This is a genomic window from Sodalis sp. RH19, from assembly GCF_047324215.1.
Lineage (GTDB): Bacteria > Pseudomonadota > Gammaproteobacteria > Enterobacterales > Enterobacteriaceae > Acerihabitans.
Window position 1 is genome coordinate 1,782,575 of sequence record NZ_CP178734.1, and the last position, 20,360, is coordinate 1,802,934.

Annotated in this window: 21 protein-coding genes and 2 tRNA genes; 12 read left to right on the plus strand and 11 right to left on the minus strand. The window is 55.3% G+C overall.

Annotation, left to right across the window (positions count from 1 at the left end; all coding sequences use genetic code 11):
- The first annotated feature begins 12 nt into the window (after nucleotides 1-12).
- Together sufE and ACL2XF_RS07995 are read left to right on the plus strand one after the other, a co-directional pair.
- Complete coding sequence (gene sufE / locus ACL2XF_RS07990; RefSeq protein WP_410015016.1) at nucleotides 13-426, plus strand: cysteine desulfuration protein SufE; 414 nt, start codon at nucleotides 13-15, stop codon at nucleotides 424-426.
- A 310-nt stretch (nucleotides 427-736) separates the two neighbouring features.
- Complete coding sequence (locus tag ACL2XF_RS07995) at nucleotides 737-1,807, plus strand: L,D-transpeptidase family protein (RefSeq protein ID WP_413728398.1); 1,071 nt, start codon at nucleotides 737-739, stop codon at nucleotides 1,805-1,807.
- A gap of 300 nt (nucleotides 1,808-2,107) precedes the next feature.
- Here the strand turns inward: ACL2XF_RS07995 and ACL2XF_RS08000 are convergent, their stop codons facing one another.
- The 5 genes from ACL2XF_RS08000 to ACL2XF_RS08020 all read right to left on the minus strand — a co-directional run bounded on the left by ACL2XF_RS08000 (nucleotide 2,108) and on the right by ACL2XF_RS08020 (nucleotide 6,365).
- Nucleotides 2,108-2,347 carry a major outer membrane lipoprotein gene (locus ACL2XF_RS08000; RefSeq protein ID WP_410015018.1) on the minus strand — a complete coding sequence of 80 codons (240 nt, stop codon included), beginning with the start codon at nucleotides 2,345-2,347 and terminating at the stop codon, nucleotides 2,108-2,110.
- A gap of 341 nt (nucleotides 2,348-2,688) precedes the next feature.
- The gene (gene pykF, locus ACL2XF_RS08005) at nucleotides 2,689-4,101 is read right to left on the minus strand and encodes a pyruvate kinase PykF (protein WP_410015019.1); all 1,413 of its coding nucleotides are present in this window, start codon (nucleotides 4,099-4,101) and stop codon (nucleotides 2,689-2,691) included.
- A 578-nt stretch (nucleotides 4,102-4,679) separates the two neighbouring features.
- Nucleotides 4,680-4,756: transfer RNA gene (locus ACL2XF_RS08010), tRNA-Val, on the minus strand.
- An 8-nt stretch (nucleotides 4,757-4,764) separates the two neighbouring features.
- Nucleotides 4,765-4,841 (minus strand) — tRNA-Val (locus tag ACL2XF_RS08015).
- Nucleotides 4,842-4,991: 150 nt separating this feature from the next.
- Nucleotides 4,992-6,365, minus strand: a complete 1,374-nt coding sequence (locus ACL2XF_RS08020) for an MATE family efflux transporter (RefSeq protein WP_410015020.1) — start codon at nucleotides 6,363-6,365, stop codon at nucleotides 4,992-4,994.
- Between the two features lie 205 nt (nucleotides 6,366-6,570).
- Here ACL2XF_RS08020 and ACL2XF_RS08025 point away from each other — a divergent pair, with 205 nt between their 5' ends.
- The gene (locus ACL2XF_RS08025; RefSeq protein ID WP_410015021.1) at nucleotides 6,571-7,212 is read left to right on the plus strand and encodes a riboflavin synthase subunit alpha; all 642 of its coding nucleotides are present in this window, start codon (nucleotides 6,571-6,573) and stop codon (nucleotides 7,210-7,212) included.
- A 253-nt stretch (nucleotides 7,213-7,465) separates the two neighbouring features.
- On the opposite strand, the gene cfa is transcribed toward ACL2XF_RS08025, so the two are convergent.
- On the minus strand, nucleotides 7,466-8,617 hold the full coding sequence (gene cfa / locus ACL2XF_RS08030) for a cyclopropane fatty acyl phospholipid synthase (protein ID WP_413722897.1): 1,152 nt from the start codon (nucleotides 8,615-8,617) through the stop codon (nucleotides 7,466-7,468).
- A gap of 445 nt (nucleotides 8,618-9,062) precedes the next feature.
- Nucleotides 9,063-10,079 (minus strand): HTH-type transcriptional repressor PurR, encoded by a 1,017-nt coding sequence (gene purR, locus ACL2XF_RS08035; protein ID WP_410015023.1) that lies wholly within the window; start codon nucleotides 10,077-10,079, stop codon nucleotides 9,063-9,065.
- 237 nt (nucleotides 10,080-10,316) lie between these two features.
- On the opposite strand from purR, the gene ACL2XF_RS08040 reads away from it, so the two are divergent.
- Nucleotides 10,317-10,406, plus strand: a complete 90-nt coding sequence (locus ACL2XF_RS08040; RefSeq protein ID WP_162365808.1) for a YnhF family membrane protein — start codon at nucleotides 10,317-10,319, stop codon at nucleotides 10,404-10,406.
- A gap of 62 nt (nucleotides 10,407-10,468) precedes the next feature.
- Here the strand turns inward: ACL2XF_RS08040 and ACL2XF_RS08045 are convergent, their stop codons facing one another.
- Nucleotides 10,469-11,362 (minus strand): NlpC/P60 family protein, encoded by an 894-nt coding sequence (locus ACL2XF_RS08045; RefSeq protein ID WP_410015024.1) that lies wholly within the window; start codon nucleotides 11,360-11,362, stop codon nucleotides 10,469-10,471.
- Nucleotides 11,363-11,773: 411 nt separating this feature from the next.
- On the opposite strand from ACL2XF_RS08045, the gene ACL2XF_RS08050 reads away from it, so the two are divergent.
- The gene (locus ACL2XF_RS08050) at nucleotides 11,774-12,121 is read left to right on the plus strand and encodes a Grx4 family monothiol glutaredoxin (RefSeq protein WP_410015025.1); all 348 of its coding nucleotides are present in this window, start codon (nucleotides 11,774-11,776) and stop codon (nucleotides 12,119-12,121) included.
- A 73-nt stretch (nucleotides 12,122-12,194) separates the two neighbouring features.
- Here ACL2XF_RS08050 and rnt read toward each other — a convergent pair whose 3' ends face one another.
- Entirely contained in the window at nucleotides 12,195-12,860 is a 666-nt protein-coding gene (gene rnt, locus ACL2XF_RS08055) for a ribonuclease T (RefSeq protein ID WP_410015026.1), read from the minus strand.
- Between the two features lie 119 nt (nucleotides 12,861-12,979).
- The gene (gene gloA / locus ACL2XF_RS08060) at nucleotides 12,980-13,387 is read right to left on the minus strand and encodes a lactoylglutathione lyase (protein ID WP_413728399.1); all 408 of its coding nucleotides are present in this window, start codon (nucleotides 13,385-13,387) and stop codon (nucleotides 12,980-12,982) included.
- A 225-nt stretch (nucleotides 13,388-13,612) separates the two neighbouring features.
- On the opposite strand from gloA, the gene ACL2XF_RS08065 reads away from it, so the two are divergent.
- Together ACL2XF_RS08065 and slyA are read left to right on the plus strand one after the other, a co-directional pair.
- Entirely contained in the window at nucleotides 13,613-13,858 is a 246-nt protein-coding gene (locus ACL2XF_RS08065) for a DUF1289 domain-containing protein (RefSeq protein WP_413728400.1), read from the plus strand.
- Between the two features lie 574 nt (nucleotides 13,859-14,432).
- The gene (gene slyA / locus ACL2XF_RS08070) at nucleotides 14,433-14,867 is read left to right on the plus strand and encodes a transcriptional regulator SlyA (RefSeq protein ID WP_162365814.1); all 435 of its coding nucleotides are present in this window, start codon (nucleotides 14,433-14,435) and stop codon (nucleotides 14,865-14,867) included.
- A 112-nt stretch (nucleotides 14,868-14,979) separates the two neighbouring features.
- On the opposite strand, the gene slyB is transcribed toward slyA, so the two are convergent.
- Entirely contained in the window at nucleotides 14,980-15,447 is a 468-nt protein-coding gene (gene slyB / locus ACL2XF_RS08075) for an outer membrane lipoprotein SlyB (protein ID WP_410015029.1), read from the minus strand.
- 331 nt (nucleotides 15,448-15,778) lie between these two features.
- Between slyB and anmK the strand changes: the two genes are divergently transcribed.
- The 5 genes from anmK to pdxY all read left to right on the plus strand — a co-directional run bounded on the left by anmK (nucleotide 15,779) and on the right by pdxY (nucleotide 20,348).
- On the plus strand, nucleotides 15,779-16,882 hold the full coding sequence (gene anmK / locus ACL2XF_RS08080) for an anhydro-N-acetylmuramic acid kinase (RefSeq protein WP_410015030.1): 1,104 nt from the start codon (nucleotides 15,779-15,781) through the stop codon (nucleotides 16,880-16,882).
- Nucleotides 16,883-17,030: 148 nt separating this feature from the next.
- Nucleotides 17,031-17,339, plus strand: coding sequence for an MliC family protein (locus tag ACL2XF_RS08085; protein ID WP_410015031.1), 309 nt, complete (start codon nucleotides 17,031-17,033; stop codon nucleotides 17,337-17,339).
- Nucleotides 17,340-17,411: 72 nt separating this feature from the next.
- Nucleotides 17,412-18,062, plus strand: coding sequence for a pyridoxamine 5'-phosphate oxidase (pdxH, locus tag ACL2XF_RS08090; protein WP_413722894.1), 651 nt, complete (start codon nucleotides 17,412-17,414; stop codon nucleotides 18,060-18,062).
- Nucleotides 18,063-18,127: 65 nt separating this feature from the next.
- Nucleotides 18,128-19,402, plus strand: coding sequence for a tyrosine--tRNA ligase (gene tyrS / locus ACL2XF_RS08095; RefSeq protein WP_413728401.1), 1,275 nt, complete (start codon nucleotides 18,128-18,130; stop codon nucleotides 19,400-19,402).
- An 82-nt stretch (nucleotides 19,403-19,484) separates the two neighbouring features.
- Nucleotides 19,485-20,348: a pyridoxal kinase PdxY gene (gene pdxY / locus ACL2XF_RS08100; protein ID WP_410015034.1), complete on the plus strand. Its 864-nt coding sequence runs from the start codon at nucleotides 19,485-19,487 to the stop codon at nucleotides 20,346-20,348.
- Nucleotides 20,349-20,360 lie beyond the last annotated feature (12 nt).

Below are 20,360 nucleotides of genomic sequence, written 5' to 3' on the forward strand. Positions count from 1 at the left end.
GGAGAACCGTTGATGGCAAATTTGCCGGACAAAGAGAAACTGCTGCGTAACTTTTCCCGCTGCGGCAACTGGGAAGAGAAGTACATGTATATCATCGAGCTGGGCGCTCAGTTGCCGCCGCTCCCCGAGGGCGCGCGCAGCGCCGCAAACCTTATCGCCGGCTGCCAGAGCCAGGTATGGATTGTTATCGCCACCGACGACCGGGGCAATGTCCGGCTGCTGGGCGACAGCGACGCGGCCATTGTCAAAGGCCTGATCGCCACGGTGTTTATTCTTTACCAGGGATTGACGCCGCAGCAGGTCGTGGCGCTGGACGTGCGGCCATTTTTTAACGAACTGGCGCTCGGCCAGCATTTGACGCCGTCCCGCTCGCAGGGCCTGGAAGCCATGGTGCGCAGCATCAGGGCCAAGGCTGCTAACCTGTAATACCCATTGCCGCCGTCTTCTTGTGAGCCAGAATCGCGCGCCTGAGGGGGCGCCTTCTGCGCGATCACGCCCATCCCCGCCCGCAACACCGCATTGCCTGCCGCCCAGATAACACCCGGGCGAAAGGTGTGCTTGCCGCTGCGCTTAACCCGCCATCATTTTGTTCCTTTGCTAAACTCACATTATCAGCGTTATCTGATAGCGAGCGCGAGGTTTGGCTGTTAAACGTGGAGCCGGACCCCGGACTGTCGCCGCCGCGACAACGGAACAGGGTCTTCGGCTTACGATAAAAACAATGCGGGAAATCAATATGAACTATGCGCGGACCCTTAAATGCTTCGCTTTCGTTACCAGCCTCGCCGGGGGACTTCTGCTGGGGAGCTCCTCCGCCGGCGCCACCGAATATGCCCTGCCGGCGGAAAACAGCCGTTTAATCGGGGAAAATATTACCGCCACCGTCGCCAATGACGGCGGTTCGCTGGAAGCCATCGCCGCGGCGCACAAAATCGGCCTGCTTGCCATGCTGGAGGCCAATCCGGGCACGGACCCTTATCTGCCCCAGGCCGGGTCGGTCCTGACCATACCGACGCAAATGCTGCTGCCGGACACCCCGCGCAAAGGCATTGTCATCAACCTGGCCGAGCTGCGGCTTTATTATTATCCAAAAGACGAAAACAAGGTGATCGTTTATCCGATTGGCATCGGCCAGTTGGGACGCACCACGCCGGTGATGACCACCACCATTACCCAGAAAATCGCCAATCCTACCTGGACGCCGACGCCCAATATCCGCAAGCATTACCTGGAAGAGCAGGGCATCACCCTGCCGGCCGTCGTGCCGGCGGGGCCGGACAATCCCATGGGGCTGTTCGCCCTGCGCCTGGCGGCCGGCAAAGGGGTCTATCTCATCCATGGCACCAATGCCAATTTTGGTATCGGCATGCGCGTCAGCTCGGGGTGCATGCGGCTGCGGCCCGATGATATCCAGGCCTTATTCGACACGGTGCCGGTGGGAACCCGGGTACAGGTGGTCAACGATGCGATCAAGGTGGCCCAGGAACCGGATGGCAAACGTTATATTGAGGTCCATCAGCCGCTGTCGCGCAACGATCGCGACGATCCGCAGACGATGCGCATCGCCTACAGCGCCAAGGTGAAGAAATTCCTCGCCGATGGCGCTACCGACCGCGCCGTGGCCGACGAGGCCATCGCGCGCCGTTCCGGCATGCCGGTGCTGATTTCCAGCGGTGAGGCGCAAACCAGCCTGCCATCCGACGCGCCGGCGGTACAAAGCGCTAAAGCACCGGTTAAGGCCGCGCCTGTCGCCAGCATCACTCAAAATGGCCCTGGTGCGGGCGACAGAGCGCTGTCGACACAATAAGGCCTCCGAGTCCACCGGCGGCATTAACGGCCCGTCGCCGGCGGCACAGAGATGATTTCAGCGGGTACGGGCGGGGGACCGACGCCGTACACCTGGAGTGCGGTGAAAACGGCCTGTGCGCCGCGCCAGGTGAATCCCCAGGATGACGCAGAACCGGAAAGGTAGCGCCGGGCGCCAAGAAACGGGTGGCATGGCTGGCGGAAGGCGGCGAGGGGAAGAGGCGGAGGCGGCGCGTGCGGTTTCTCAGGCAAAAAAAATGGCGCACGTGAGTGCGCCATTTTCTAAACAAGTCTATGACTCTTATTTACGATAAGAGTGAGCTTGGTTATCTAAACGTTGGTTAGCACGGGCAGCGTCGTCTTTAGCGGCCTGAACGTCAGAACGAATAGCGGTGACATCGTTGCTGAGCTGGTCAACTTTCGCGTTCAGGGTTTGAACGTCAGAGGACAGCTGATCGATTTTAGCGTTGCTTGAACAGGCAGTCATACCCATAGATAAAACAAGAAGTGTCGCGCCCAGTACCAGTTTAGTACGATTCATTATTAATACCCTCTAGATTGAGTTAATCTCCATGTAGCATTACAAGTATTACACAAAGTATTTTCTAAGGAGAACAATTTTTAGCAATAAAGCGATTAAATTCGATTGAATGCTCAAAGAAACACCTTGTTTTACAGGGAGGTTAAAAAAAAAGGATAAACCATCACCTTCCATAAGAAAACTCCGATTAAGTCGGGGTAAAAACCAGGCCCTTTTTGTGCTATTGCGATAGAATTATTGCACGCCGTCGGAGCGGTACAACAGAATTACCGGGCGCGGCATTCTCTGCGGGCAAAAAAAAGCCTCCGGCAAGCCGGAGGCGCAGGTGGGTAAACCCGGATTTACAGCAGGTGAACGGACGCGGTATTGGTCGTGCCGCTCGGTACCAGGGCACCGGACACCATGACGATGATCTCGCCTTTTTTAGCCAGGCCGGTTTCGATGGCCATGGCTTTGCCGATGCGGTAGAAATCATCGGTAGAGGCGATTTCATCCACCAATTGGCAGGTTACGCCTTTGGACAGCAGCAGCTGGCGCGCGGTAATGGCATTGGTGGTCAGCGCCAGGATTTCCGCCTTAGGGAAGTATTTACGCACCGCTTTGGCGGATTTGCCGCCTTCGGTCGCCACGACAATCAGCGGGGCTTCCAGCTTTTCGGCTGTTTCCACCGCGCCGCGACATACGGCTTCGGTGATACGCAGTTTGCGGCTGTCGTTAATGCTGTCGATGCGGCTGGGCATGACGCGGTCGGTACGATCGCAGATGGTGGCCATGATGGTCACGGCTTCCAACGGATATTTCCCCTTGGCGCTTTCACCGGACAGCATTACGGCATCGGTGCCGTCGATGATGGCGTTGGCCACGTCGCCGGCTTCAGCGCGGGTCGGGCGGGGATTCTTGATCATGGAATCGAGCATTTGGGTGGCGGTAATGACCACTTTACGTGCGCGGTTACATTTTTCGATCATCATCTTCTGGGCAAAGATCACTTCTTCCACCGGTATTTCCACACCCAGGTCGCCACGGGCAACCATGATGCCGTCGGAGGCTTCCAGAATCTCGTCAAAATTGTTCAGGCCTTCCTGATTTTCAATCTTGGAGATGATCTGGATATGTTCGCCGCCATGCTGTTTCAGGTGTTCACGAATTTCCAGGACATCGGAGCGTTTACGGATGAACGAGGCGGCGATGAAGTCCACGCCCTGTTCGCAGCCGAAGATTAAATCGCCTTTGTCTTTTTCCGCCAGCGCCGGCAGGGCGATGGAAACGCCCGGCAGGTTAACGCCTTTGTTTTCGCCCAGGTCGCCGTTGTTTAACACCTTGCAGACCACGGTGGTATCGGTAACGTCGATAACTTCCATGCCCAGCAGGCCGTCATCCACCAGCACGGTATTGCCGACCGACAGGTCCTTGGCAAAGCCCGGGTAGGTGACCGCGACGCGTTCTTTGGTGCCGACTACCGTCTGGTCGGTGGTGAACGTAAAGGTCTGGCCGGCGGTAAGGGAAACATCGTTGCCGTTTTCCAGTTTCATGGTACGGATTTCCGGCCCTTTGGTATCGAGCAGGATGGCGGCTTTCTTGCCGGTTTCCTGCAGGATGGCGCGCAGGTTGGTAATGCGGTTGCCGTGTTCTTCAAAGTCGCCGTGGGAGAAATTAAGGCGCATGACGTTCATGCCCGCGTTCAGCAGCTTTGACAGCATTTCTTTCGATTCAGTTTTTGGACCGATGGTACAAACGATTTTTGTCTTTTTCATAACAATGATATCTGCAAGTTGTGTTGGATGATAAATCTGATATATCGCCGGTGAATATCGACGACGAAAAATTGTGCAGCCTTGCGAGCCTGTTCCCCATGTTCAAGGATAGGAGACAAAAGTGAGAAAATGATGAAAATATAGCTAAATTATCTGGCCGAACGTGCCGGCAAGCGGTAGTGGATAAGTCTGTTTTAATTAGTATTTGGCAAATCAACGGGGCTTAAGCCATTCAATTGAAATAACGTTTTGTATTATAGTTATTGGGCCGGCGGAAACAAGATAAAAACAGCACAAATAATGCGTAAGCCGTGAAAAAGAGTGCATTTGTGGTAAATATGCAAATTTTTAGTATCAAGTGTTGCGCAGATGCACAATAAAATCGGTAACCGGTGCGCAACAATGGACGTAAATACCAGCAACAGATAACAATAACGCCATGAGGGATTAACACCACGGGATCCCGGATGTTTGTTTTGCCGGCCGCTTTTAGGTTGACGTAACGGAGAGAAAAAAAAAGAAGAAAATGCAGGTAACTGCGTTCACCAGCGGGGTACAGACCAGGGAGGAAAATAATATGGTGCGTCCGAGTGGACTCGAACCACCGACCCCCACCATGTCAAGGTGGTGCTCTAACCAGCTGAGCTACGGACGCACAAGAAGTGGTGCGTTCTAATGGACTCGAACCATCGACCCCCACCATGTCAAGGTGGTGCTCTAACCAGCTGAGCTAAGAACGCATTTTACACATCGCCATCTGCCTGACAGCGGGACGAATATTAACGGGCAATATCACCGCATGCAAGAGGAAAAAGCGTTTTTTACCGCCCGCGACCGACAACTGCCCATCTAATACACAGCGTGCCGGTTTTTTAACCGCCAGGGCGCCGTCAGCGCGCCGCCCGATTGAGAATCAGCCGTGAGGGCTGGCGCTGCAGCCAAAGCATACGCAGCGTCATCAGCAGTGCCGCCGACGTCAGGCCGATGATAAAGCCTGTCCAGAAACCGCTCGGCCCCATGGCCGGCACGACATAATCCGTCAGCGCCAGCACATATCCGCACGGCAGGCCCAGCAACCAGTAGGCGGTAAACGTAATGAAAAAAATCGAACGGGTGTCTTTGTATCCGCGCAGTACGCCGTTGCCAATCACCTGGATCGAATCTGAGATCTGGTAGATGGCCGCCAGCGCCATCAGATGGGAGGCCATCGCCACCACCGCCGGCGTATCGTTATACAGCCGGGCGATTTCCACCCGGTACAGGAAAGTGCATACCGCGGTCACGCAGGCCAGCATAACGCCCATGCCCAGGCTGGTCCAGGCGGCGACCCGCGCTTGTTCCACATCATTTTGCCCCAGGCGGAATCCGACGCGGATCGTGGCAGCGACGCCCATCGACAGCGGCAGCACGAACATCAGGGAGCTGAAGTTCAAGGCTATTTGATGTCCCGCCACCGCGACGATGCCAAGCGGCGTCACCAACAGCGCAACCACGGCGAACAGGGTAACTTCAAAGAACAGCGACAGGGCGACGGGTAAACCCAGGCCGGCCAGCCGGCGCAGCGCCGTCCAGTCGGGCCGGGAAAACCCGCCCGGCAGATGCAAATCCTGAAAGCTGCCGGCCCGGCGCATATAAAGCCACATCACCACATACATGAGCCAGTAGACGGATGCGGTGGCGATGCCGCACCCCACGCCGCCCATGGCCGGGATGCCGAATTTGCCGTAGATGAAAATGTAATTGATAGGCACGTTGGCAAGCAGGCCGAGAAAACCTATCGCCATACCGGGCTTGGTTTTGGACAGACCGTCGCATTGGCAACGCAGCACCTGGAAAAACAAATAGCCGGGCGCGCCCCACAGCAGGTAATGCAGGTAGGCGACAGCTTTTTGCGCCAGCACGGGATCGACATGGCGCATTCTCTCGATGACCAGGCGGCAGTTATACAGCACCGCCATAACCAAAATCGCCGCGGCCGCCGCCAGCCAGAATCCCTGGCGTACCTGATGGGCGATACGTTCGCGCCGCCCGGACCCGTTCAACTGCGCGATAACCGGCGTGAGGGCCAGGATCAGACCGTGGCCGAACAGGATGGTGGGCAGCCAGATGGACGTGCCGACGGCAACCGCCGCCATATCCGTCGCGCTGACGGAGCCGGACATGATGGTATCGACCACGCCCATCGACGTTTGGGCTATTTGCGCGAAAATAACCGGTATGGCCAAGGACATTAATGTACGCGCTTCCAGGAAGTACTTCTGCACGTAGGCACCTATGGTTTTATGTGTATGGAATAAGCAGGCGAAAGTTAACATAAAGGTTAAAAATCTGCGGCATAGTGTAAAGCATTTGTCCGGTTATACCAGTGCGGGACGACACAAATCCGTGCGGCGGCGGATTTGGATTTCCTGGGGAAATCGTGCACACTAGCCTGACTGATTCCAGCGGTGGTTTACAGAGGCCAAGGTTATGTTTACGGGTATTGTTCAGGGCACCGCGCCCATTGTGGCAATTGAAGAAAAAGCGAATTTTCGCACGCATTTCGTTTCCCTGCCGGCGGCGATGTTGTCCGGTCTGGAGGAGGGCGCCTCCGTGGCGCACAACGGCTGTTGCCTGACGGTGAGCGGCATTAACGGCGACGTGGTGGCGTTTGATTTGATGAAAGAGACGCTGCGGGTGACCAATCTGGGCGATCTGCAGGTGGGGGATGAGGTGAACGTAGAACGCGCCGCCACCTTTAACGCCGAGATCGGCGGACATGTGATGTCCGGGCATATCATGTGCACTGCCGAGATTGTGAAAATCGTGACGTCGGAAAATAATCGGCAGATTTGGTTCAGAATGCCGGACAAAGCGCTGATGAAATATGTCCTGTATAAAGGATATATCGGCATCGACGGCATCAGCCTGACTATCGGCGAGGTGGCGGCCGATAAATTTTGCGTGCATTTAATACCGGAAACCCTGATGCGCACCACGTTGGGTAAAAAAAGGCTGGGGCAGCGGATCAATATTGAAATCGATCCCCAGACCCAGGCGGTGGTGGATACGGTGGAGCGTGTGCTGGCGCAGCGGGAAGCGGCGATTGCCGCGACGTTAAATACCCTTTAACACGCCTGTCTTGAGTGCGGCGTTGGCGGGCCTAGCGTGCCATGGGGCACTCTGGCGGCCAGGAGATGGCCGCTTCGACCCCATCGGCGCGCTCTCCCTTTAACACGCCTGCCTTGAGTGCGGTGTTGGCGGGCCAGGCGTGCCATGGGGCGCTCTGGCGGCCAGGAGATGGCCGCATCGCCCCCATCGGCGCGCTCTCCCTTTACCACGCCTGTCTTGAGTGCGGTGTTAAAGGGCCTGGCGTGCCATGGTATTAACGGGGTACGCGAATACCGCCATCCACGCCTTCCGGGCTGAATAATACCTGCCATAAATGGATATTGCGCGCGCGGAATGCCCCCGCGCAGGCATTCAGGTAATAACTGAACATACGGTAAAAACGGTCGGAGTATTTGTTGGACAGCGCCGGCCAGGCGGCGACAAAACGTTCATACCAGGCCATGAGCGTTTTGTCGTAATCAGAGCCGAAGTTATGCCAGTCTTCCATAACAAAATGCTTTTCGCTGGCATGGGCAATTTGCTGTACCGACGGCAGGCAACCGTTGGGGAAAATATACTTATTTATCCACGGGTCGACATTCATATCGGTGATATTCGAGCCGATGGTGTGCAGCAGGAACAGACCGTCGCGTTTCAGGTTGCGATCGATAACGTCGAAATAGGTGGCGTAATTCTTGGGACCGACGTGTTCGAACATGCCGACTGAAACAATACGGTCAAATTGCATATCCAGATCGCGATAGTCCTGCAGCAAAATGGTGACATCCAGTCCCTCGCAGCGCGTTTGCGCCAGCTTTTGCTGCTCGGCAGAGATAGTGACGCCCTGTACCGATACGCCATAATTCCTGGCCGCGTAGGCGGCAAGCCCGCCCCAGCCGCAGCCCACGTCCAGCAGCGTCAGGCCGGGTCGCAGCTGCAGTTTTTCGCAAATCATCTTCAGCTTATCCTGCTGGGCTTCCTCGAGGGTGGTCGCCTGTTTCCAGTAGCCGCAGGAATATTGCATATAGGGATCGAGCATCTTTTCAAACAGATCGTTACCCAAATCGTAATGTTCTTTGCCCACGATCCAGGCCCGCTTGCGCGACTGGAGGTTCATCAGCCGGGCGGCGGCAATGCGTAAGGTATCTTTTAAATGATGCGGAAGTTTATTCTCCAGACCCGCCCTGAGAACACGCTGGAAAAAAATGTCCAGCCGCTCACACTCCCACCAGCCATCCATGTAACTCTCGCCCAATCCCAAAGATCCATCCTGCAATACGCGCTTAAAAAATCCCGGATTCTTGATTCGGATATCAAATGGTCTTGAACCATTGAGTTCAATACCGGCTTCAGAGAGCAATTCATGGACGATACGGTACCAATCATTATCATGAAAGCTCAGGTCTTCAACGCACGAGGAACTCATAGCTTCTCCATCACCTTTCTTCTGCAGTGCCCCGTCAGGAAAAGCACTCACCATGCCTGCGGGCTTTATAAGAATCCACGGTTATCCGTGGTGTCTGAAGTATCACCATCAACAGAGGAATATAAAGTAAACCTTAGACTGCGACTTAGCCGGGCGCTTTATAAAAGGGTGATGTCATGTTGGAAAACACGACATACTTTTATACAAATTTATTAGACAACTCGTTATAATTGTTAACGATATTGAGTATAAGCCTGCATTTTAATTTAGACAATAGCTAACGCGCTAATGTATTTCCCATTATAACTTAATGATTTCTCTCTGAAACAATAACTCTTTGCACAGAGATCATTATATGAAAAATCTTGTGTCCGAGGCGGACGGCGCTTTACATAGCAACAGACCCTGGAGGCGCCAGCCCGTTGCCCGGGCCTGGCGCGTGGCCTTAAGCGGGGAAGGGACCGTCTGCGACCGAACGGCGTTCAATCAGCGACGGATGGACTTCGATGGTTTTGGCGTTCTCGCGTTTGCTGGTAATCCTATCGAGCAGCATGGTAAGCGCCGCCTCGCCCAAATCCTCTTTAGGCTGATGGATGGTGGTCAGCGCCGGGCTGAAAAAGCACGAATTGCGCACGTTGTCGTAGCCGATGATAGAAATATCCTCGGGTACGCTCAGGCCCATTTCATTAATGGCGCACAGTGCGCCCATGGCCATAATGTCGCCGCCGCAGAAGACCGCGGTGGGACGCGGCGTTTGCGCCAGGATTTGTTTCATCGCCAGGTAGCCGGATTCAGGCTCGAAATTGCCTTGCACAATCCAGCGGTCGTTTAACGGGATGCCGGCCTCCGCCATGGCATGCAGATAGCCGCGGTGGCGGCCGCCGCCGGTGTTGCGCGCCAGCTGTCCGGGAATGGCGCCGATGGCGCGATGGCCGCGTTTAAGCAAATATTGCGTCGCCATATAACCGCCGGCAAAGGCGTTATCGATAATGGTGTCGGTAAAATCACGGCGGGCCTCACCCCAATCCATGACCACCATGGGGATATGCTGATATTCCTCAAGCATATCCAGCAGCGTTTCGGGATACTCGGCGCACATCACCAGCAGGCCGTCGACGCGCTTTTGCGCCAGCATCGCCAGATAGGCGCGCTGTTTTTCGAGATCATTGTGCGAATTGCACAATATCAAGGTATAACCGCGAGCAAAGCAATGGTGCTCAATCGCCTCGATAATTTCGGCGAAATAGGGCGCCTCGCTGGTGCTGGCGAGCAGGCCGATGGACTTGGTGCGATTGACCTTCAGGCTGCGCGCCACGGCGCTGGGTGAATAATGCAGTTGTTTAATGGCGTCCAGCACGGCAATTTGAGTGTCTTGCGCAACAAAACGGGTTTTATTGATCACATGCGAAACGGTGGTTGTCGATACATTAGCGCGTTTTGCCACATCTTTAATGGTTGCCATGCCTTTGATACTCCCGTACGCCCTGGCTGGAATAATGTCTGTCGAAGGCGCAAGCACTTTCCGACGCTGTGGAATTAACCGTTAATTTTCGTTCATCCCGCGCCAAAGTGAAAGTGTTAAATGTGGCGGCTACAGGTTGGGAGCAAGCTTTTTCATCGCTGTTATGGCAAACTGACGATAACTGCTCTGCGGGCCGGTGGATAAGGCCGGCGCCCTGGTTTACGTTAAGGAGATAGAATGGACAGCGATTTAAAAATGTCGTTACTGACCACGGTGTTCTCGCTGCTGGTGATTATTGTCTTCAGCTTTACCGCCGTCATGAACTGACACCCTCTCGGTTCAGATATAAAAAAGAGGAGCCTTGGCTCCTCTTTTTTTCCAGCGCGCCTTCAGCGGATATTTTTCGGCGTGACCACCCGGCGGGCGCCCACGTAATGATCCTGCCAATAATCCTCACTCAGATAGCTGATACGGATATCGCTGCCGGTGCGGGGCGACTGGATAAAGCGACCATTGCCAAGATAGACGCCGACGTGATCCGCCGCGCCGCGATTGGAAATATGGAAAAAGACCAGGTCGCCGCTTTCCAGCTCGTCTTTCTTAACCGGCGCTGCGTCGCGCAGGTGGTACATTTCGTTGGCGGTGCGCGGCATATGGATGCGTACCACATCCTTGTAGGCGTAATAAATCAGGCCGCTGCAGTCAAAGCCGGTATTAGGCGACATGCCGCCCCAACGGTAAGGCTTGCCCATTTGGGAGAGGAGTTTATTCATGGCGGTAAGCTTGGCGGTCTGGTAGCGTTTCTTATGGCTCTCGCTCATCTTTATCGGCTGATCGTTGGCCACCAGTTCTACCGCCGCCTGATCTTTTATCATCCGGTGCCGGCCGTAACCTTTTTTATAGCCTTTTTTCGGCGGAGTGAAGGAGGCTATTTTTTTCGTCGCCGTGGTTTTTGATGCCTTGGCAAGAGGGGACGTTTTGCTTTTCTTCGCGCCGGTTTTCGCCACCGCGGGTTCCAAAGGCCGTTTAACGCCGGCTTTTTCATGCGCCGGTTCCGGCGATTTTTTAATGCTGGCTTTTTCACTGACGGCGGGAGCGCTGGCGACAGGTTTGCTTTTCTTGGCTATTTTTACCGGTTTGCGTTTGCGCCGGTCGCCGGTTTTTGCCGCCGCTGCCTGGGATTTGCGCTGATCGGCATTGACGCCGGCGCTCGGCGCGGCATGTGCCAGGTTCAAAAACAACTGGGTAAAAAGCAACACAAAAAGCGTAAAGCATAAACGCATGATAAACGCTATCCTTATGTGGCCCAAAATAGGGGGTTATCAACACCTCACAGGAATTTAAGCTATTTACCTCGTCATTGCATCATCAATTCACTACTTATTGTGTATAAACGTGAATAAGTTCGATTTTGCTGCATTTAACAGCGTTCAGCGGCGCTTTATTCAACATATTTTGAGGGTGTGCACCGAATGTTTCAGCCCGTTTTGTTCGGCGGCAGGGGGTAAAAGCCGCTACAGTGATAGTATTGCCTGTCCTACGTGGGCGGGCCGGGAGTGAATTGACGCGCCTTTACCGCGCGGGCCGGCAAAAAAACGTTTATTTGTTTAGCCGGTAGTGGCTAAAATGAAGAGACTGCGTGTAATCCCGCACAGTGCAGATAAGGCCAGATGCTGGCTTGAGGAAGCGAGACAATGACGACGATTGAAAAAATTCAGCAGCAGATAGCTGAGAACCCGATTCTTCTTTATATGAAAGGCTCGCCAAAATTGCCCGGCTGCGGTTTTTCCGCACAGGCAGTACAGGCGCTTTCCGCCTGTGGTGAGCGTTTCGCGTATGTGGATGTCCTGCAAAATCCCGATATTCGCGCCGAGTTGCCGAAATTCGCCAACTGGCCGACCTTCCCACAGCTGTGGGTGGACGGCGAACTGGTCGGCGGCTGCGATATCATTATCGAAATGTATCAGCACGGCGAGTTGCAACCGTTGATCAAAGAGACCGCGGTAAAATACAACTCCCAGGAAAACCAGACCCCTTCCTGAGTTCTCCGGGACGCCTGCGGATAACCCCCGCCCCTTGCGGCGGGGGTTTTTAACCGCCGGACGCAAGCATCGGCTAGGCGTGCTCGCCGGCGGCAGGCTCGCCGACGGGGGGAACAGGCCAGCCGCCGAGACGTTTCCAGCGATTAACCAGCTCACAAAATAATTCAGCGGTGCGTTCGGTGTCATAGAGCGCGGAATGCGCCTGGCCGGCGTCAAATTCGATGCCTCCGGCCGCGCAGGCTTTGGCCAACACCGTCTGGCCCAGCACCAGCCCGCTGAGAGCAGCGGTGTCGAAGGTGGCAAACGGATGGAAAGGATTACGCTTTAATGCCGCCCGTCCGGCCGCCGCCATAAGAAATCCGTGGTCGAACCCGGCATTGTGCGCGACGATAATCGCGCGGTTGCAGCCCCGATCCTTAATGCCTTTGCGCACCATTTTGAAAATTTCATGCAGCGCCTCGTACTCGCTCACCGCGCCGCGCAGCGGGTTGGTCGGGTCGATACCGTTAAAGGCCAGGGCTTCCGGCTGCAGTTGCGCGCCGGGAAAAGGCTCGACATGGAAATGCAGGCATTGGTCGGTGACCAGCCAGCCTTCATCGTCCATGTTGAGGGTGACGGCGGCGATTTCGAGCAAGGCGTCGGTTGCGGCGTTAAAGCCCGCGGATTCAATATCGATTACCACTGGATAAAAGCCGCGAAAACGGCCGCGAAGGGTATTTACATCATCAAGTTCAGCCATGCCTGTTCTTAATTTTTAAGGAAAACAGCCCGCATTATGGCAAATTTTAGCGCCGGATGCATGGCGAATCCGCTCCCTGCTCCCCAGGAGAGCGGATTTGGCGGGGGCGGGCTGGTACTTTATCTGCCAAGGCCCTTGCCGGCATGTTTTTGTTCAATCAACTCGATTTTATAACCATCGGGATCTTCGATAAAAGCGATAACCGTCGTGCCGCCCTTGACCGGTCCCGCTTCGCGGGTCACCTTGCCGCCGGCCTGGCGAATGCGGTCGCAGGTAGCGGCCACATCGTCAACCCCGAGCGCGATATGGCCATAGGCGGTGCCCAGCTCGTAGCTATCGACGCCCCAGTTATAGGTCAATTCAATCACCGCGCCTTCCGTCTCCTCTGTGTAGCCGACAAAGGCCAGGGTGTATTTGTACTCCGTATTTTCGCTGGTGCGCAGCAGGCGCATGCCCAGGATCTGGGTATAAAAATCAATGGATTGCTGTAAATCGGTAACGCGGAGCATGGTATGAAGCAGGCGCATGATATCCTCTATAGACAATGACGACGGTTTATCCATCGCCTTTGGTGAGATCGTGGTTTAACAGTATATCCCAGACCTTCGGCGCGGTGGAGGAGAAATACTCCTGCCTTGCTTGCCCTGGCGGCCGGAGAACCGCGCGATTTCCCCCGGGCAAGCGATTTTTGCCGTCATAAGCTTGCCAGCCGGGGAAATAACGTCTTCAATAAAAGTTAAACAGGAGGGCACGTGCCGGAACAGCTTGAGTTTTTCATCATAACCAGTCCTTGCCGCGGCGTCTGCCAATCCGATGACCGTGGCTTTTGCCGTGGCTGCCTGCGCTCCCGCCAGGAACGTTTCGACTGGATCACGATGAACGACGGCCAAAAGCGCGAAGTGCTGCGGCTATGTCATCAACGCTACCTGCGCCTGCTGCGGGCCGGCAAGAGCACGCCCGCTGAACCCGCAGGTCCGGAACAGCCCTCGCTTTTTTAACACCCCGCAGGCGTGCAACCTTATTCCACTGAGTATCTTGAACGTCGGGATGGCGATTATCACAACCCCGGCACTCATAGTTAATTATTAATATGCACGCTAATAACTTGTTATTTATATATTGTTATTACATTATTAGACCGAATACATGACATAATGATATTTGTTATGTCTTCATTTAACTTAAATTAACAATAAATCACGATGAATGACAATAATAGTGATACAGTCATGAATAATCCGCTTGGCATACTATAGGCGTTGATGTGAGAATGCCGGGGCAACCAGTGCCAGGGACGGATTATATGAGGTTTCCAACGCTTACCCTATACTAAGCGGAAAGTTTTACGCAATGAAGGGCCGCAACCCTCGTCAAGGCTGACGACCGGCAAGGAGTAATGCGCTCAGCGGTGCTGTCCCATATTTCAAAGGAACAACATGGGTATTACATCTAGCTCAACTTAACTTCAACCTTATTCATATATATATATATTTGTAATTTGCCATTCCACCCATTAGAATGGATGGGAATCCAGGGAACAAGCTTAATCAGCTTAATTATAAGGAGAGAGAATTGGAATCGCCATTAGGATCTGATTTGGCGCGACTTGTTCGTGTTTGGCGCGCTTTGATTGACCATCGCTTAAAACCGCTAGAACTGACACAAACGCATTGGATCACGTTGCATAATATCTGCCAGCTTCCGCCGGAGCAGTCGCAAATTCAGTTGGCAAAGGCTATCGGCATTGAGCAGCCCTCATTGGTTCGAACGCTTGATCAGCTTGAAGAGAAAAAGCTGATCACTCGCCATACCTGTGCGAACGATCGGCGGGCGAAACGTATTAAATTGACGGAGTCCGCAGAGCCCATCATCAAAGAAGTGAACCATGTCATCAATAGTACCCGGGATGAAATCCTGACGGGTATTTCAGAGCAGGAGATTCATTTTCTGAGTAATATGATTGCACGGCTGGAGAAGAATATCCTCGAGCTTTATAATAAGTCCTGACATAGCGTGGTTCAACGACATGTTCTCTATAAAAAACCGGCAAATAGCGCCGGTTTTTTTATGCCAAGGTCTTTCGCTTGCGCCGCTGCGTTATGCGGCGGCGGGGCGGTAATTAACGCGGAGAAACCGTCACGTTGCGCCCGTTGCTGGCGATAGCCACGCGTTGTCCTACGCTGAACCGCGTATTTCCTTGTTTTTGCACCACCATGATAGTATTGCCGTCGTCTTTGCGCACTTCAAGTTCCACGCCCTGCGAACGGCTGGCGGCGCTGGTGACGCCCTGTCCCGCCACGCCGCCCGCCACCGCGCCGGCGGCCGTAGCCAGGTTGCGGCCGGTGCCGCCGCCGAGGGTATTGCCGAGGAACCCGCCCAATACCGCGCCGCCGATGGCGCCGATAACGTTTGAATCCTCTCCGCCCTGGATTTGTACCGGCCTTACGCCTACCAGCGTACCGTACGTCACGCTTTGTACCTGTTTAGCCTCATTGGCGGAATAGACATCACCGGAAAGACTGTTGTTGCTGGCACAGCCCGCCAGCGTCAATCCAGCCAGGGTGACCACGAGCAAACGTTTCATCATTGAAAAACTCCTGTTATACGCCGTTCGTCAAGGCAAACCGAGACAGAACAAATGCCAATGTTGTTGCAATCGTCAATAGTATCTGTTTCCAGGCGCTACTTCGATAGCCTACTGTAGTCGATAATATTGTAGAATTCATAAACAATGAATCAACAGACCTCTTTTCTTAATTATAGCAATGATTTTAACGCTAAGCTTTTGCCCGCCAGGTTATTTTATTGTAACAACTTCCAAAATTTGACGGCTTTTCATAGCCTGATTCATCAAACCTGTTTAACGTAGACATCCGGAATCGATAAATGAAATTTTTGCGAAGGAAAAGGGCAGGCCAATGAGAACAGGTCGCTATGTAGGCGTAATGTCCGGAACCAGCCTTGACGGCGTGGATGTGGTGCTTGCCGCCATCGACGAGCATACCGTGGCGCAGCAATACAGTTACGGGCATCCCATACCACAGGAGCTCAAACACCAAATTCTGGCCATATGCCAGGGACAATCCGTGACCTTGTCACAGGTGGGGCAATTGGATACCCGCCTGGGCATACTTTTCAGCGAGGCGGTGCTGGCCATGCTAGAGAGCGCCGGCGTGGCGGCGCACGAGATCACCGCCATCGGCAACCATGGACAAACCGTCTGGCATCAGCCGGACGCCGAGGCGCCCTGCACGATGCAAATCGGCGACAATAATCGCATCGCCGCCCTGACCGGCATTACCACCGTGGGGGATTTCCGCCGCCGCGATATGGCGTTCGGCGGCCAAGGCGCGCCGTTGGTGCCCGGTTTCCACCACGCGTTGCTGGCGCATCCCGGCGAGCGGCGCATGGTGCTCAATATCGGCGGCATTGCCAATCTGTCGTTATTGCTGCCCGGCCAACCGATCCGCGGCTACGACACCGGTCCCGGCAATATCCTGATGGATGCCTGGGCCTGGCGCCACCAGGCCGTTCCTTACGATAAGGATGCGGTCTGGGCCCTGGGGGGCAAGGTGCACCAGGGGCTGCTGCAGCAGTTGCTGGCGGACGGTTATTTTGCCCAGCCGGCGCCGAAAAGCACCGGCAGGGAATATTTTAACCTTGGCTGGCTGACGTATCAGCTCACCCATTTCGTGCCGATACCGCCGCGGGATGTGCAGGCGACGCTGCTGGAATTAACGGCCATGAGCATTGCGGAACAAGTGCTGCTATCGGGCGGCTGCGAACGTCTTCTGGTCTGCGGCGGCGGGGCGCGCAATCCGCTGCTGATGGCCCGGCTGTCCGCGCTGTTGCCCGGTATGGAGGTCAGTTCCACCGATAAATACGGCGTGAGCGGCGATGATATGGAAGCCCTGGCCTTTGCCTGGCTGGCCTTTCGCACTTTATCGGGTTTGCCGGGCAATCTGCCGTCGGTTACCGGCGCCAGCAGGGAAACGCTGCTGGGGGCCATTTATCCGGTATAAAGGTTTGCGTCCCCGCCGCCGCGCTTTTCAGACAGGTCCGCTTCAGCGGCGCGGCCGGGTTGATTAAGGTGGCCAGGAGCCGCGGCACGACGCGCGGCCCGGACGACCTATCCCGCCGCATGACGGCGGCGTAAACCAAGGGGAAACTATGATTAATCGGCTTATTATATTTGCCTGTGTGATTACCGTTACCGCCTGTAGCCAGTTCAATCGCGGCCCGGGCGAGCAAACGCTGCGTTATCAATGCGGCACCACGCCGCTGACGGTACGCCAACGCACGGAACCGGCGCAGGTCAGTTTTATTCTCGACGGCAAACAGCTTAACCTGCCGCAGGTGATGTCCGCCTCCGGGACGCGCTATAGCGATGGGCACTATACGTTCTGGTCGAAAGGCCCGAACGCGTTTGTCGAACGCGAAGGTAAAGTCATCATAAACGACTGTATTATCGCCGGTTGAACGGTGCTAAATGATTGAGATTTTTAGCCACGCGGCGCACAATAACGCCCTGGCCCGACGCAGAATATCACTATGACTGAACAAAAAATCGATATCGCCGCTTTGCGCCGCGAATATACCCGCGGGGGCTTGCGGCGCGCGGATCTGACGTCTGAACCGCTGACTCTGTTTGAGCGCTGGCTGCAACAGGCCTGCGAGGCGCAGCTTCCCGACCCCACCGCGATGTGCGCGGCGACGGTGGATGAACACGGCCAGCCCTATCAGCGCATGGTGCTGCTCAAGCATTTCGACAGCCGCGGCATGGTGTTTTACACCAACCTCGGCAGCCGCAAGGCCGGGCACCTGGCGCATAACTCCCGCATCAGCCTGCATTTTCCCTGGCATGCGCTCGAACGCCAGGTCATGGTGCTGGGACGCGCCGAGCGATTGTCGCTGGTGGAAGTGATGAAATATTTTCACAGCCGGCCCAAAGACAGCCAAATCGGTGCCTGGGTTTCCCGTCAATCCAGCCGGATATCCGCGCGCGGGGTGTTGGAAAGCAAATTTCTCGAGTTAAAGCAGAAATTTCAGCAGGGTGAAGTGCCGTTGCCCAGTTTTTGGGGGGGATACCGGGTGAATATTGATACAATGGAATTCTGGCAGGGTGGCGAGCACCGGCTCCATGACCGGTTTATCTACCAGCGCCGGGACGAGGGATGGGCGATAGACCGTCTGGCGCCCTGACGCCGCCGGCACATGACTTTAGGGTGCCTGGGCACCGATACTTACAGCAATAATGGAGTTTTTTGATGGCAAGCAGCAACCTGATACAACAATTGCAAGAGCGGGGCCTGATTGCCCAGGTCACGGATGAGGCCGCGCTGTCCGAGCGCCTGGCTCAGGGGCCGCTGTCACTGTATTGCGGTTTCGATCCGACCGCCGATAGCTTGCACTTGGGACATCTGGTGCCACTATTGTGCCTGAAGCGTTTTCAACTGGCCGGCCACCGTCCCGTGGCGCTGGTGGGCGGTGCCACGGGACTTATCGGCGATCCGAGTTTCAAGGCCGTCGAACGTAAATTAAATACCGCCGAAACGGTGCAGGAATGGGTGGATAAAATCAAGCGCCAGGTGTCACCGTTTCTGGATTTTGACTGCGGCGAAAACAGCGCCGTGGCCGCCAACAACTACGACTGGTTCGGCAGCATGAATGTGTTGACCTTCCTGCGTGACATCGGCAAGCATTTCTCGGTTAACCAGATGATCAACAAGGAAGCGGTCAAGCAGCGGCTTAACCGCGACGACAGCGGTATCTCCTTTACCGAATTCTCCTACAACCTGCTGCAGGGGTATGACTTCACGTCGCTGAACAAGCAATACGGCGTCGAGCTGCAGATCGGCGGGTCGGATCAGTGGGGTAATATTACCTCCGGCATCGACCTGACCCGGCGCATGAACCAGAAGCAGGTTTACGGCTTGACCGTGCCGCTTATCACCAAAGCGGACGGCACCAAATTCGGCAAGACCGAAGGCGGGGCGATATGGCTGGATCCCGCCAAGACCAGCCCGTATAAATTCTATCAGTTCTGGATTAACACCGCCGATGCGGATGTCTACCGCTTCCTGAAGTTCTTCACCTTTATGCCCATGGAAGAGATTAACGCCCTGGAAGAGGAAGACCGCAACACCGACGGCGCGCCGCGCGCGCAGTATGTCTTGGCGCAGGCGGTGACCCGGATGGTGCACGGCGAAGCCGGGCTGGCGGCGGCGGTGCGGATTACCGACAGCCTGTTTTCCGGCTCACTGCAGGCCCTGACGGCCAACGATCTGGCGCAACTGGCGCAGGACGGCATGCCCACCATCGCCCTGAGCGACGGCGCGGATCTGCAGCAGGCGCTGGTGGATGCGGGACTGGTGCCGTCCCGGGGCCAGGCCAGAACCCTGATCGGCTCTAATGCCATCGCGGTGAATGGCGAAAAACAATCTTCGGCGGAGTATGTCTTCAGCGCCGCCGATCGCTTGTATGGGCGTTATACCTTGCTGCGCCGCGGCAAGAAAAACTACTGCCTGATTTGCTGGGAATGATTTTTATAACTGCTACAGGAGGCCGCCGGCCTCCTGCTTTGTGTCGATGCGGCCGCCAGGCCAAGGGCTTTAAGGCAACGTAATGAAGAATATTCTGTCTATCCAGTCCCATGTGGTGTTCGGGCATGCGGGTAATAGCGCGTCGGTGTTTCCCATGCGCCGCATGGGGGTCAATGTTTGGCCGCTTAATACCGTCCAGTTTTCCAATCATACCCAGTATGGTCACTGGACCGGTTGCGTGATGCCCGCCGCGCACTTAACCGAAATCGTGAAAGGTATTGCCGCCGTGGACCAGTTGAAAAACTGCGACGCGGTGCTGAGCGGTTATATCGGGGCGCCCGAGCAGGGCGAACATATCCTGGAGATTGTGCGCCAGGTAAAAGCAGCCAATCCCGACGCCTGGTATTTCCTTGACCCGGTAATGGGCCATCCGGAAAAAGGGTGTATCGTGGCTCCCGGGGTGGCGGAATTTCATTGCAAGCGCGGCCTGCCGAACGCCGATATCATCGCGCCCAATTTGCTTGAGCTGGAGCAGCTCAGCGGCCATGCGGTCAATAATATCGATGAAGCCATCGCCACCGCCCGCGAACTGTGCGCCCAGGGACCGAAGCTGGTGCTGGTAAAATACCTCAGCTATGCCGGCTATGATAAAAACAATTTTGAAATGCTGCTGGTGAGCAAGGAGCATGCCTGGCATACCAGCCGTCCGCTGGTGGATTTTGGCGATCGCCAGCCGGTGGGCGTCGGTGATTTAACCAGCGGCCTGCTGCTGGTCAACCTGCTGAAGGGGCTGTCGCCCGTCAAGGCGCTGGAGCATGTTACCGCCGCGGTGTACGAGGTCATGAAACTGACCAAAGAGATGAATGAGTATGAGCTGCAGGTGGTGGCGGCGCAGGATCAGATAGCCTTGCCGCAGCATCACTTTCCCGCCAAAGAGATCAAATAGGGTTAGTCATCT